Origin of the sequence: Pseudoxanthomonas beigongshangi (assembly GCF_016820515.1) — a bacterium.
In the GTDB taxonomy this organism is placed as follows: domain Bacteria; phylum Pseudomonadota; class Gammaproteobacteria; order Xanthomonadales; family Xanthomonadaceae; genus Pseudoxanthomonas_A; species Pseudoxanthomonas_A beigongshangi.
Window position 1 is genome coordinate 1 of record NZ_JADHDV010000017.1, and the last position, 11,399, is coordinate 11,399.

An 11,399-nucleotide genomic window follows, 5' to 3' on the forward strand; every position below is an offset into this window, starting at 1 on the left:
CCGCACCGGTTCGCGCCGCCGTGGCCGAAGCCACCGCGGCGCCGGCTCCCGCCGTCGCGCAGCGCACCACGCTGTCCGCCTCCGGCAAGCCGATGCGCACCCAGCCTCCGGGCGTGGCGGTCACCGGCCAGCCGGAACAGCTCAAGGGCGTGCGCCGCAACATGGCGCGGGTGATGGCCGACGCGCACGCCAAGGTCGTACCGACCACGCTCAGCGACGACGCCGACGTGCATGCCTGGACGCCGGGCAACGACGTCACCGTGCGCCTGATCCGCGCCATTGTCCGCGCCTGCAAGGCGGTGCCGGCGATGAACGCCTGGTTCGATGGCGACAAGCTCACCCGCACCCTGCATCCGCAGGTGGACGTGGGCATCGCGGTGGACACCGACGACGGCCTGTTCGTGCCGGCCCTGCGCAATGCCGACATCCTCGATGCGCGCGGCGTGCGCGAAGGCATCAACCGCCTGCGCGCGCAGGTCGAGGATCGCAGCATCCCGGCTTCCGAGCTGAGCGGCTACACGATCTCGCTGTCCAATTTCGGCATGTTCGCCGGCCGCTACGCCACGCCGGTGGTAGTGCCGCCGTGCGTGGCGATCGTCGCCGCCGGCCGCGCCCGCCACCAGGTCACGCCGGTGATGGGCGGCTTCGAGTCGCACAAGATCATCCCGCTGTCGGTCACCTTCGATCACCGCGCCTGCACCGGCGGCGAAGCCGCGCGCTTCCTCAAGGCGCTGATCGACGATCTGGCATTGCCGGCGTAAGCCGGTCCCCACCCGCCGCCGGACACGGCGGCGGGTCGCGTTTCCTCCCACGTCGCGGAGAACGGAACATGGCCCATCGCAGTCGGCTGGCTGGTTTCATCATCGATTGCCAGACCCACGATCACGAAACCGCCGCGCAGTTCTGGAGCCAGGCGCTGGGCTTGCCGCGCGGCGAGACCTACCAGGATGGCGAAGCCCATTACGCCGAGCTGGAAGGCGCGCCGGGCGGCCTGCACGTCGAAGTGCAACAGGTGGCGCACGCCTCGCGCGTGCACCTGGACATCGAGGCCGACGACGTGGATGCCGAAGCCGACCGACTGGAGAAACTGGGTGCCAAGCGCATCGGTTTCGTCAAACGCTGGTGGCTGATGGAAGCGCCGACCGGGCAACGTTTCTGCGTGGTGCGCATGCGCCATCCCGAGCGCGGCGTCGAGCCGAACCATTGGGATTGACGCCTCCCGCCAGCGGACGTTCAAACCATCCTTTCCGGAGCATCGACATGGCCCACCACAGCCGCCTCGCCGGATTCATCATTGATTGCCAGACCGACGACCTGGGCGCCGCCTCCTCGTTCTGGAGCCGCGCCCTCGGCCTGCCGGTGGTCAGCGCCGATGATGGCGGCGTTGGCCTGTACGACCGGCTGAAGGACGCCGCCGGCGGACTGCACGTGGAGGTGCAGAAGGTCGATCACCCTTCCCGCGTGCATCTGGATATCGAAGCCGACGATCTGGAAGCCGAGGCCACGCGCCTGGAACAACTCGGCGCGCGCCGGATCCGCTTCGTCCACGACCGCTGGTGGGTGATGGAAGCCCCGACCGGGCAGCGCTTCTGCATCGTGCCGATGGGTGAAGGCGAACGCGAGGGCGTGAACCGCTGGGATTGATCAGCGGCGATCCCGATCCAGCCAGCAGGCCAGGCCCTGCGCGTTGAGTTCGATATCCATCTCCAGCACCTGCGTCACGCCGGCATCGTCCAGCGGGCACCGCAGCGCGCGGGCGCGTTCCTGGTACAGCGCGGTCAATCCGGCGACCATGGCGCGGTGCCTGTCCGGCTTGCCGTCGCATTGCCGGGCCAACACGCACATCGCATCGATCTGTTCGAACAGCTCCGCCGCCAGCCGGTCCGGTTCCTCAACCCGGCCATAGTGGGTGAGGTACATCGCCCGCGGCCGGTACGCGAGCAATCGCGCGATCGAGGTCTTCAGCGCCTCGGGTTCGAATTGCACCGGTGAGGAGGTCGGCAGGATGAACGGTCCGTGCGGACCGTCCATCTCGCGATACGACAGACCGAAGGTGTCGCCGGTGAACCAACTGCGGCTGCGTTCGTCCCACACGCAGTAATGGTGGCGCGCATGCCCGGGCGTGTCGATGCACTGCAGGCGGCGTCCGGCCAGTTCCAGCGCATGGCCGTCCTCGGCGACGACCACGCGTTCCTCCGGCACCGGCCGGATGGAACCGTAGCTGCGCGCCATCTCCGCTTCTCCGTAGACGGCGGTGGCGCCGGCAATCAGTTTGGCCGGATCGATCAGGTGGGGGGCGGCTCGCGGATGCGCGACCAGGCGCGCATGCGGCAGGTGCGCCATCAACTCGCCCGCGCCGCCGGCGTGATCCAGATGCGCGTGGGTGACCAGCACCCAATCGATGTCCTCCGCCGCCAGGCCCGTCTTTCGTGCCGTCTCCAGCAAACGCGGGACCGCGTGGTTGGTGCCGGTATCGATGAATGCGCCACGTCCCTGTTCGACAATCAGGTAGGCGGCATCGAAATGATCCCGCTGGAACGCGGTATCGATGGTGTGGATGCCAATGGTGTCCATACGCTTGTGGGGTAACGCTAGGATGGAACCGATTCTACCGGCGTCCCGGCGCCGCCACGATGCATCTTTGGTCGCAGAAGCACATCACATGCCTCACTGTGGGAGCGACGTGAGTCGCGAATCGGAAGCACTTCTTTTCGCGATTCACGTCGCTCCCGCAATCAGCCGGAAGGACGCTTCCACCTGGCGCGCTCAGCCGCGCTCCAGCCACCACGACCGCAGCAGCACCGCCACGGTCAGCACGAACAGGAAACCGCCGTAGCCGACCAGGGTCGCCAGCACCTGTTTCCAGATCGCGCCGGTGCCGATGTCGGCCAGGCCCAGCGCGTAGCCCCAGTACATGCCCAGCATGCTGAGCACGAACGCCACCGCCAGGCTGGCCGTGTCGAATACCTTGCGCCGGCCGCTGCGCGGTTGCCGGGGAAACAGCCAGAACAGCGTGCCCAGCAGCGCGAACCACGGCAGGAACAGCACCATCGCCAGGAACGGCATCTCAGGCCTCGGCGTCGCGCAACTGCTTCAATGCCGCCAGCACCTCCGCGGCGGCAACCTGCAGCACGATCTCGGTGGTTTCCAGTTGATCCGCGCGCTCGGCCTGCTTCAGCACGGCGATGATCTGGCCGGCATCCTTGGGCGCGTCGAAGCCATTGCTCTGGATCAGCAACTGGCCATCGGCGTCGGTGAACTTGAAATAGAACCGCGCGTCCTTGTCGCGATACTGCTTGAACTGCGGCAATGCGGCCTTGGCCGCGGCCGCCTTCACGGGCACCGCCGACTGCTCGGCCAGGTTGCGCAGGCCAACCGCGTGGCGCAATTCCGCCAGCAACGGGATGGCGTACTTCGTGCGCAGGCGCTGCGCGCCGTCGCGCAGGATCGCTTCGATCTCCTCGGGCCGTGCCATCAGCGCCAGGTACTTGTCACGCAGCGGGCCGATTTCCGCGTCGATGCGCTCGAACAGTTTCTGCTTGGCGTCGCCCCAGCCGATACCGTCGGCGAAGGCCTGGGCGAAGGCGGCGGTTTCCTCCGCGCCGGCGAAGGCCTGGTACAACTGGAACAGCGCCGAACCCTCGGTGTCCTTGGCCTCGCCAGGTCCACGCGAATCTGTGAGGATCGAGAACACCAGCTTCTTCAGCTCCTCACGCGGCACGAACAGCGGAATGGTGTTGTTGTAGCTCTTGCTCATCTTGCGCCCGTCCAGGCCGGGCAGCGTGGCGACGTTGTCGTCGATGAGCACTTCCGGCAGCGCGAAATACTCCTTGCCGTAGACGTGATTGAAACGCTGGCCGAAATCGCGCGCCATCTCGATGTGCTGGATCTGATCGCGCCCCACCGGTACCTGGTTGGCGTTGAAAATCAGGATGTCGGCGGCCATCAGCACCGGGTACATGAACAGTCCGGCGGAGACGCCTGCGTCATCGTCCTCGCCGTCGGCGCGGTTCTTGTCCACCGCCGCCTTGTAGGCATGCGCGCGGTTGAGGATGCCCTTGCCCGCCACGCAGGTCAGGAACCAGGTCAGCTCGGTGATCTCGGGAATGTCGCTCTGCCGGTAGAACCACACCTTGTCCGGATCCAGCCCCGCCGCCAACCAGGTGGCGGCGATTTCCAAGGTCGAACGCTGGGTGCGCGCCGGATCCTGCGCCTTGATCAGGCTGTGCAGGTCGGCGAGGAAATAAAAGCTCTCCACGCCCGGGTTGCGGCTGGCCGCCACGGCGGGGCGGACCGCGCCGACGTAGTTGCCCAGGTGGGGGGTGCCGGAGGTGGTGATGCCGGTCAGGACTCGGGTGGTCATTGCGTCTTTCTGAAGTCTGAACACGGCCAGTTTAACCGCTGCCGGCGCAAACCCCATCCGCGACGGCGACGCGTTGACACGCACGTCCCTTCCGGAGAACCGCCATGTTCCGCGCCTGCCTGCTCCTGCTTGCCTCGCTGTTCCCGCTGGCCGCCTGCTCCCGCGCCGAGGCCGGGCCGCTGGTGGACGTGGCGGTCATCGACCGCGACACCGGCCAATGGCTGCCCAGCTATCCGCATCGCGGCGATAGTTGGGTGGCCGGCCAGCCCGGCCACCGCTACGCCGTACGCCTGACCAATACCACCGGCGAGCGCGTGCTGGTGGTGCTGTCGGTGGACGGCGTCAACGCGGTCACCGGCGAAACCGCCGCGCCCTCGCAGGCCGGCTACGTGCTGGATCCCTGGGAGACCGCCGAGATCGCCGGCTGGCGGAAGTCGCTGGAGGATGTCGCCCAGTTCGTGTTCACCGATCATGGCGACAGCTATGCCACGCGGACCGGACGTCCGCGCAATGTCGGGGTGATCGGTGTCGCGGCGTTCCGCGAAGCACGGCCCTACTACTCGCCGCGCTATCCGGTCCACCCGACGCCGGCGCCCTACCCGCCTTATGCCGGTTCCCGCGCGCAATCGGAAAGCGCCGACGCGAAGGCCGCCGCACCGACCGCGGCCGAGTCCGCCGGCGACGCGATGGCCAGCCGCCAGCGCATCGGCACCGGGCACGGCGAACGCGAATGGGCGCCGGTGGGTTCCACCGACTTCGTGCGCGCCCGGCGCACGCCCGACCAGGTCAGCCAGATCCGATACGACGAACCGCGCCGGCTGGTGGCCCTGGGCATCCTGCCGCCGCCCTACCGTCCGTCCTATCGCGAACGCGCGCCGCAGGCGTTCCCCAATGGTTTCGTCGCCGATCCGCCGCGCTGGCGCTGAACGCCGGAACCATCGGACGCCACTAAGAAACGGGCCGCTCGCGCGGCCCGTCGTCGTACCGGTTGTCCGGCCGAATCAGTGCTTCATGTCCGAGCGCAGGCTGCGCTCGAATGCCTTCACTTCATCGTGGGCCCGCTCGCGGCCCCAGCCGTAGCGTTCCTGCAGGCGTCCTTCCAGGTATTCGGCATTGCCTTCGGCAACCTGGAAGTCGTCGTCGGTCAGATCGCCCCATTTGGCCTGGATGCGGCCCTTCAGCTGTTTCCAGTTACCGGCGATGATGTCCTGGTTCATGGGATTTCCTCTTGGTCTCGCGGCGGGGAACACCGCGCGACCAGCATCGCAACCCGGCCATTCCCGCACGATCAAGGCGGCGTCAACGCCACATTATTTCGGCCGGATTTCCTACCGCCAAACGTGCCGCGAAAACTCCGGAGACCCGATTTCCCGACGTCGGTTCCACAACGGAAAAAGGCCGGCGGATGCCGGCCCTTCCCTTCCCGCCCGCGCCAGCAAGTGGCTGCCGGCGCACGCGGACCGGCGCTTACTTGCCGGAGGCGTCCTCGACCTTCTCGCCCACTTTCTGCACGTCCTTGCCGAACCCCTTGACGGTGTTGCAGCCGGACAGCGCGGCGATCGAGAACATGGCGATGAACAACAGGGCGACGTAGCGCTTCATGGGAAAGCTCCTGGTTGATGTTGGCTCCCGGGGAGTGGCGGCCGACCTTCCCGCGCCAGCCTTCCCCTGCGGCGGCGAGTCTGATTAAAGCATGCTGCATCGGGGCTGACCAAGGCTCCGGAAAACGAAAGGGCCGGCATGGCCGGCCCTTCCGGAAGGCGCGCCTCGTCGCTGCGCCAAGGGGTTACGACGTCAGCACTTGCCGTCCTTGCAATCCTGCGCCTTGTCTTCGACCTTCTCGCCGACCTTCTGCACGTCCTTGCCCGCGCCGGCCATGGTGTTGCAGCCGGAAAGGACCGCGGTGGAAAACATCGCCAGCATCAGCAAAGCCATCCAACGTTTCATGCTCGCCTCCTTGGTGAAATGCCTGGTGGAACGATGCTGCATCGGTGCGGCAGGCGACCCTTGCAGCGTGGTTCCACCATGGACAGCCGGCCGTTCACGGCACGTGAAAGCGGCGGGCGGCATTCAGGCATGAATAAGCCTGCGGCCGGCTCCGGTTCAGTCGCGCATCAAGGTGGATTTTCCGAACAGGCTTTCCACCAGATCGACGGTCAGCTTGGCGGTCCGGTTGCGGCGGTCCAGCACCGGATTGAGTTCGACGATGTCCAGGGAGCCCATCCGGCCGGTATCGGCAATCATCTCCATCACCAGTTGCGCCTCGCGGTAGTTCGGCCCCCCCGGTACGGTGGTGCCGACGCCCGGCGCGATGCTGGGGTCCAGGAAATCCACGTCGAAACTGACATGCAGGTGGGTATCGGCATCGACGCCTTCCAGCGCCGCTTCCATGGTCCGCTTCATGCCCACCTCGTCGATGTAGCGCATGTCGTAGACATCGACCGCGTGATCCTTGATCAGCTTCTTTTCTTCCGGATCCACCGAGCGGATGCCGATCTGCCGCACCATCGCCGGCGTGATCGCCGGGCTGTCGCCGCCCAGCCGGGTCAGCGCATCCGGGCCGATGCCGCACAGGCACGCGACCGGCATGCCGTGGATGTTGCCGGAAGGCGTGACTTCGCTGGTGTTGAAATCCGAATGCGCATCGAGCCAGAGCACGCGCAGGCGCTTGCCCTGCTGGCGGCAATGGCGGGCAATGGCGGTGATCGATCCGATTGCCAGGCAATGATCGCCCCCCATCATGATGGGCAGGCGACCCTTGCCCAGCTCGGCGGCGGTCGCTTCCATCAGCGCATGGTTCCAGGCCACCACTTCGTCCAGGTGGCGATAGCCGCGCACCGGATCGATCCAGGGATTCGCCGGTCCCTGCACGTTGCCGGTGTCGATCACGTCCACCCCGCGCCCGGCCAGCGCCTCGCCGAGACCGGCGATGCGCAGGGCATCCGGTCCCATCCGCGCGCCGCGGTGCCCCGCGCCAATGTCGGTGGGCACGCCTATCAGGGAAACGGGGGGAAACGTACGGGCCATCGGCAACACTCGGTGTTCTGGAAAGATCCGGAAGTCTAGTCCGATTTGCATGACCGGGCTGTGGCGCTGCAGCAGCGCGGCGGCGATGGACCGCTTGATGATCGACGCTCGCAAGAGCGAGATGGTGCCGCTTATCCGAATCGAACGGATGACCTACCGCTTACAAGGCGGTTGCTCTACCAGCTGAGCTAAAGCGGCACGGAGGGCCGGCGTTGCGCCGGTCCCGGGATTCTACCGCAGTGCGGCAGGGCAGTCCTGCGGCTGCACCGGAACGCCGGCCAGCGGGCGCAGCGCCATGGCGGTGGTTCCGGCCGGGGCGGCGACGTCCAGCCACCAGCGCGACGGGCCCTCCTCGCCTATCGCATGGACGCGTGCGGGAAAACCAGCCGCTGCGAGTTGTGCCTGGCGCCGCTCGGCGCCTTCCCGGCTGCGGTAGCGACCCAATGCGATTCCGTTGGTTTCCTCTCCCTGGTTGATCACCAGGAAATCGTCGAAGCCCGCCGCCCCGATGCGCTGCGCCATCGCCACCGCTTCCTCGCGGCTGGCCATTGGCGGCAGCGAGACCCGGTAGCCGCTGGCGCCCTTCCCCGGCGTTTCCCGTGGAATCGCGCGGCCGACCGTCGGGTCAATCCGGCCACGCGCGAGATCGGCGGCGGCCCGCTCGGCGAACGGACCGGCACGGAAACAGGCCCGCGCGGCGGTTGGCGGCGCGGCCGGCACGCTGGCCGGCGCTGCGGGCGAAGACGGCGGCGTGGCGGCGGTGACGGCCGCCTGCGGCGCAGCCGATGGCAGCACCGCGGATTCCACCAGTTCCAGCCTGGTCACTCCCGCCGGCACTTCCGGCAATGGCGACGCGGCGGGTTCGGAGCGGGTGAGCCACCAGGCGGCCACGCCCAGGTTGAGGACGGCCAGCAGGACGATCAGGGCGCGAATCAGCATGCGGGGATTCTATCCATGACGGTCACGCCGCCGCATCGGCGGGGCGGCCGGCCTTCGCCCATTGCGCCAGGCCCTCCAGTACCAGCGACGGGGCGAACTCCGCTTCAGGCAGGCAGGCGCGCAATGCCTCGGCGCCACCACCGTGCAGCAGCAGCGCCGGCGTCTCGCCGAGTTCGCGGGCGGCCAGCCGCAGGCTGCGTTCGATCAGGCCCAACGCGGCGCCGTCGCAACCGGACGCCAGCGCGTCCTCGGTATCGTCGGCGAACTCGCGATAGATGCCACCCTGCGCCGGCAACTGCGCGGCGGCCTGGTGCAGCGCGGCGCGCATCAGCGCGGGCGAAGGCGCGATGCGCCCGCCCCGGTGCAGGCCGCGTGCGTCCAGGAGATCGATGGTGATGGCGGTGCCGATGCCGGCGATCATCCACGCGCGCGCGCCGCGGGCATGCGCCGCGACCATCGCCAGGAACCGATCCACGCCCAGCTTTTCCGGCCGTGCATAGGCGACGCGCACGCCCGCGAACGCGGCCTGCGTGCGGGCAAGTGAAATGCGCTGGAATCTTTCGGTCAGTACATCGATGACGGCCAGGGTCAGCACGGGCGACGCCACGCTCGCCAGGCAGGCCGAATCCGCCGCGGCCGGCAAGTGCCGCCGCAGCGCTTCGGCGAACCCACGCTCGTCATGGCCGAACGCGATCACCTCGCCGGGACGTCCCTCGCCATCCAGTTGCGTGCACTTGAGCCGCGAGTTCCCCAGATCGAACAACCATTGCGTCATTGCGCCCTCACACTGATTTCCCCGGCATGCACGTTCTCCCAGGCACCATCGATCAGGACGCGCAATGCGCCGTCCTCGGCCAGCCCGCCGGCGACACCGTGGCGTGTCTGCCGCGCTCCATGTATCGCCACTTCCCGCCCGGCCAGCACGTCCAGCGACGCGAAGCGCGGCAGGAACGGGGCCAGGCCATCGCGATCGAACCGGTCCAGCGCGGGCAGCAGATGCGACAGCAGCGCCGCCGCCAGCGCGTTGCGATCCGGCGCGGTGCCGCCCAGCGCGGCCAGATCGATCCAGGGCTGGTCGATGCCGGCCGCGAACGTCGCCGGCATGCGCACGTTGATGCCGATGCCGATGATTGCCCGGACCGGGCCGCCGTGTTCGCCGCCGCCTTCGACCAGCACGCCGCCCAGCTTGCGGCCGTCCACCACCAGATCGTTGGGCCATTTGAGTCCGGTGCCGGCGAAGCCCAGCGCGCGCAGCGCCTCCGCCACCGCGACGCCGGTGACCAGGCTGAGTCCGCCCAACCGCGCCAGCCCGCCGGAGAAATGGCGTGCCAGTGACAGGTACAGGTTGGCCGCGACCGGCGACGCCCATCGGCGCCCGCGCCGTCCGCGCCCGCCGGTCTGCTGTTCGGCCAGCAATGCGCTCACGCCCTGCGAGGGGGTATCCCGGCGCAGCAGTTCGCTGTTGGTCGAATCCAGCGACCAGGCGACTTCCAGCGCCGCCAGGCCATCCCGGCAGCCGGGGTCCAGCGCCTGGCCGATTGTTCCGGCATCCAGCAGGTCCAGCGGCCCGGCCAGGGCATAGCCCCGGCCTGCCCTGGCGTCGATGCGCACCCCCGCCTCCCGCAGCGCCTCGATGCGTTTCCACATGGCGGCACGGGTCAGACCCGCGTCCCGGGCCAGCGCGTCACCGGACACGGGACCGGCCTGCAGCCGTCTCAGCAGCTCGCGTTCGGCACTCACCGCCCCGGCTCCCGGCCGTTGTCGGCGGGCGGAAGGGAGGCTTCAGGGGCGGCGGCGGGCGGGCATGACATGGCGTCATTATGCCGGCGCGGGCCGGGCCCGCTCCGGCCGCTCCCGGGCGACTTCGCCGCGCCCCGGCCTATTCAGACCATCATCCCGGTTTCCGGCTATATTCAGCAGGATGGCCGCCGCCTCGGCCGCCATCCGACAGGAGTCCTCCGATGCTTCGCGCCAGCTTCATCGTCCTGCTGACCTGCATCTGTGCGCCGGCGATGGCGCAGAACGGCCGCGTGTTGTCGACCGTCAGCGCATCGGCTTGCCAGGAAATCGCCGACAAGGCCAGCGAAGCATCCCCGCCCAGCGAAGCCGCCACGCGCGCCGCGCGCGCGTCGGTGCGCGACAAGTATGCGCCCGCGACCACGTCATCGTCCGGCGGCACGCTGCCGGTGGTGGGCAGTCGCGGCGGCGGCGGCGAGGATGAAAGCGATCCAAGCCCGGTGCTGCCGCGCCCGCGCGCACCGAAATGGCACAGCTTCCTGCCGGGCATGTTTCGCTGACCAGTGTTGCGACTGCTCCGGCGGTTCCGTCCGCCTGCTCCCATCGATGACGAGATCTGGCAACGCATCTGCCTCGATACGCCGTGGATCGCGCGCCTCGACGACGTGCGCCGCTGGCGCCTGCGCGCACTGACCGCGCGCTTCCTGCACGAAAAAACCATCACTCCACTGGGTGAGTTGTCGCTCGATATCCAGCAGTGCACCCAGCTGGCCGCGTTGTGCTGCCTGCCGCTGCTTGAATTCGGCCATCGCGGCTGGCGCGGCTGGTCGCAGCTCATCGTCTATCCCGAAGCCTTCCGCGTGCACCGCAGCCACACCGACGCGGCGGGCGTGCAACACGAATGGGAAGACGATCTGGCCGGCGAATCCTGGGATGCCGGCCCGCTGATCCTGTCGTGGGCGGACGTGCAGGCGGACCTGGCCGAACCCGACGCCGGTTTCTGCGTGGCCGTGCACGAAATGGCACACAAGCTGGATGCGCTCGACGGCGAGATGGACGGGACGCCTCCACTGCCCGGCGACTGGCGCCGCCGCTGGGCGCAGGATTTCCAGCGTGCCTACGATCAGTTGTGCCAGGAGGTGGATACCGGCCGCGAGACCCGGATCGACGCCTATGCGACCGAAGGGCCGGACGAATTCTTCGCGGTGGCCACCGAATACCACTTCTCCGCACCACGCCTGCTGCGCCAGGCCATGCCCGACGTGGCCGCACACCTGCGCCGGTTCTATGGTCCGCCGCCGGAATGGTGACCGGCGGGTCGCCGCGCACCGCG

At 68.5% G+C, this 11,399-nt stretch carries 16 protein-coding genes and 1 tRNA gene; 6 read left to right on the forward strand and 11 right to left on the reverse strand.

Going from position 1 to position 11,399, the window contains the following annotated elements; all coding sequences use genetic code 11:
• From IQ458_RS13215 to IQ458_RS13225, 3 genes are all read left to right on the forward strand, one after another.
• Positions 1-761: dihydrolipoamide acetyltransferase family protein (locus IQ458_RS13215; RefSeq protein WP_203323126.1), on the forward strand; the 761-nt coding region annotated here is incomplete at its 5' end.
• A gap of 68 nt (positions 762-829) precedes the next feature.
• The gene (locus IQ458_RS13220; RefSeq protein WP_183639225.1) at positions 830-1,213 is read left to right on the forward strand and encodes a VOC family protein; all 384 of its coding nucleotides are present in this window, start codon (positions 830-832) and stop codon (positions 1,211-1,213) included.
• Between the two features lie 47 nt (positions 1,214-1,260).
• Positions 1,261-1,644: a VOC family protein gene (locus tag IQ458_RS13225; RefSeq protein WP_203323127.1), complete on the forward strand. Its 384-nt coding sequence runs from the start codon at positions 1,261-1,263 to the stop codon at positions 1,642-1,644.
• Here IQ458_RS13225 and IQ458_RS13230 read toward each other — a convergent pair whose 3' ends face one another.
• The 3 genes from IQ458_RS13230 to IQ458_RS13240 form a co-directional block, all read right to left on the reverse strand.
• Positions 1,645-2,574: an MBL fold metallo-hydrolase gene (locus IQ458_RS13230; RefSeq protein ID WP_192197993.1), complete on the reverse strand. Its 930-nt coding sequence runs from the start codon at positions 2,572-2,574 to the stop codon at positions 1,645-1,647. It abuts the gene before it with no gap.
• Between the two features lie 192 nt (positions 2,575-2,766).
• Positions 2,767-3,066 carry a hypothetical protein gene (locus IQ458_RS13235; RefSeq protein ID WP_203323128.1) on the reverse strand — a complete coding sequence of 100 codons (300 nt, stop codon included), beginning with the start codon at positions 3,064-3,066 and terminating at the stop codon, positions 2,767-2,769.
• A gap of 1 nt (position 3,067) precedes the next feature.
• On the reverse strand, positions 3,068-4,363 hold the full coding sequence (locus tag IQ458_RS13240) for a tryptophan--tRNA ligase (RefSeq protein ID WP_203323129.1): 1,296 nt from the start codon (positions 4,361-4,363) through the stop codon (positions 3,068-3,070).
• Between the two features lie 104 nt (positions 4,364-4,467).
• Here IQ458_RS13240 and IQ458_RS13245 point away from each other — a divergent pair, with 104 nt between their 5' ends.
• Positions 4,468-5,289: a hypothetical protein gene (locus IQ458_RS13245; protein ID WP_203323130.1), complete on the forward strand. Its 822-nt coding sequence runs from the start codon at positions 4,468-4,470 to the stop codon at positions 5,287-5,289.
• A gap of 75 nt (positions 5,290-5,364) precedes the next feature.
• Here the strand turns inward: IQ458_RS13245 and IQ458_RS13250 are convergent, their stop codons facing one another.
• From IQ458_RS13250 to birA, 8 genes are all read right to left on the reverse strand, one after another.
• Positions 5,365-5,580, reverse strand: a complete 216-nt coding sequence (locus IQ458_RS13250) for a CsbD family protein (protein WP_183639237.1) — start codon at positions 5,578-5,580, stop codon at positions 5,365-5,367.
• A gap of 250 nt (positions 5,581-5,830) precedes the next feature.
• A complete protein-coding gene (locus IQ458_RS13255) occupies positions 5,831-5,965 on the reverse strand; it encodes an entericidin A/B family lipoprotein (protein WP_141455526.1) in 135 nt (44 codons plus the stop codon).
• A gap of 192 nt (positions 5,966-6,157) precedes the next feature.
• Positions 6,158-6,310 (reverse strand): entericidin A/B family lipoprotein, encoded by a 153-nt coding sequence (locus IQ458_RS13260; protein ID WP_141455525.1) that lies wholly within the window; start codon positions 6,308-6,310, stop codon positions 6,158-6,160.
• 156 nt (positions 6,311-6,466) lie between these two features.
• The gene (gene rocF / locus IQ458_RS13265) at positions 6,467-7,390 is read right to left on the reverse strand and encodes an arginase (protein WP_183639239.1); all 924 of its coding nucleotides are present in this window, start codon (positions 7,388-7,390) and stop codon (positions 6,467-6,469) included.
• Positions 7,391-7,512: 122 nt separating this feature from the next.
• A tRNA-Thr gene (locus tag IQ458_RS13270) sits at positions 7,513-7,588 on the reverse strand.
• A gap of 33 nt (positions 7,589-7,621) precedes the next feature.
• Entirely contained in the window at positions 7,622-8,329 is a 708-nt protein-coding gene (locus IQ458_RS13275) for an SPOR domain-containing protein (RefSeq protein ID WP_203323131.1), read from the reverse strand.
• A gap of 22 nt (positions 8,330-8,351) precedes the next feature.
• The gene (locus IQ458_RS13280; protein WP_183639243.1) at positions 8,352-9,104 is read right to left on the reverse strand and encodes a type III pantothenate kinase; all 753 of its coding nucleotides are present in this window, start codon (positions 9,102-9,104) and stop codon (positions 8,352-8,354) included.
• Positions 9,101-10,069: a bifunctional biotin--[acetyl-CoA-carboxylase] ligase/biotin operon repressor BirA gene (gene birA, locus IQ458_RS13285; protein ID WP_183639245.1), complete on the reverse strand. Its 969-nt coding sequence runs from the start codon at positions 10,067-10,069 to the stop codon at positions 9,101-9,103. Before birA ends, IQ458_RS13280 begins: the two co-directional genes overlap by 4 nt.
• 221 nt (positions 10,070-10,290) lie before the next feature.
• On the opposite strand from birA, the gene IQ458_RS13290 reads away from it, so the two are divergent.
• The gene (locus IQ458_RS13290; protein WP_183641428.1) at positions 10,291-10,626 is read left to right on the forward strand and encodes a hypothetical protein; all 336 of its coding nucleotides are present in this window, start codon (positions 10,291-10,293) and stop codon (positions 10,624-10,626) included.
• Positions 10,627-10,629: 3 nt separating this feature from the next.
• Positions 10,630-11,376 (forward strand): M90 family metallopeptidase, encoded by a 747-nt coding sequence (locus IQ458_RS13295; protein WP_328805183.1) that lies wholly within the window; start codon positions 10,630-10,632, stop codon positions 11,374-11,376.
• Positions 11,377-11,399: the final 23 nt, after the last annotated feature.

Bases quoted from the DNA above. Each gene is read 5' to 3' on its own strand.
- IQ458_RS13220 (WP_183639225.1), top strand. From the start codon at position 830: ATGGCCCATCGCAGTCGGCTGGCTGGTTTCATCATCGATTGCCAGACC.
- IQ458_RS13225 (WP_203323127.1), top strand. From the start codon at position 1,261: ATGGCCCACCACAGCCGCCTCGCCGGATTCATCATTGATTGCCAGACC.
- IQ458_RS13230 (WP_192197993.1), bottom strand. From the start codon at position 2,574: ATGGACACCATTGGCATCCACACCATCGATACCGCGTTCCAGCGGGAT.
- IQ458_RS13235 (WP_203323128.1), bottom strand. From the start codon at position 3,066: ATGCCGTTCCTGGCGATGGTGCTGTTCCTGCCGTGGTTCGCGCTGCTG.
- IQ458_RS13240 (WP_203323129.1), bottom strand. From the start codon at position 4,363: ATGACCACCCGAGTCCTGACCGGCATCACCACCTCCGGCACCCCCCAC.
- IQ458_RS13245 (WP_203323130.1), top strand. From the start codon at position 4,468: ATGTTCCGCGCCTGCCTGCTCCTGCTTGCCTCGCTGTTCCCGCTGGCC.
- IQ458_RS13250 (WP_183639237.1), bottom strand. From the start codon at position 5,580: ATGAACCAGGACATCATCGCCGGTAACTGGAAACAGCTGAAGGGCCGC.
- IQ458_RS13255 (WP_141455526.1), bottom strand. From the start codon at position 5,965: ATGAAGCGCTACGTCGCCCTGTTGTTCATCGCCATGTTCTCGATCGCC.
- IQ458_RS13260 (WP_141455525.1), bottom strand. From the start codon at position 6,310: ATGAAACGTTGGATGGCTTTGCTGATGCTGGCGATGTTTTCCACCGCG.
- rocF (WP_183639239.1), bottom strand. From the start codon at position 7,390: ATGGCCCGTACGTTTCCCCCCGTTTCCCTGATAGGCGTGCCCACCGAC.
- IQ458_RS13275 (WP_203323131.1), bottom strand. From the start codon at position 8,329: ATGCTGATTCGCGCCCTGATCGTCCTGCTGGCCGTCCTCAACCTGGGC.
- IQ458_RS13280 (WP_183639243.1), bottom strand. From the start codon at position 9,104: ATGACGCAATGGTTGTTCGATCTGGGGAACTCGCGGCTCAAGTGCACG.
- IQ458_RS13290 (WP_183641428.1), top strand. From the start codon at position 10,291: ATGCTTCGCGCCAGCTTCATCGTCCTGCTGACCTGCATCTGTGCGCCG.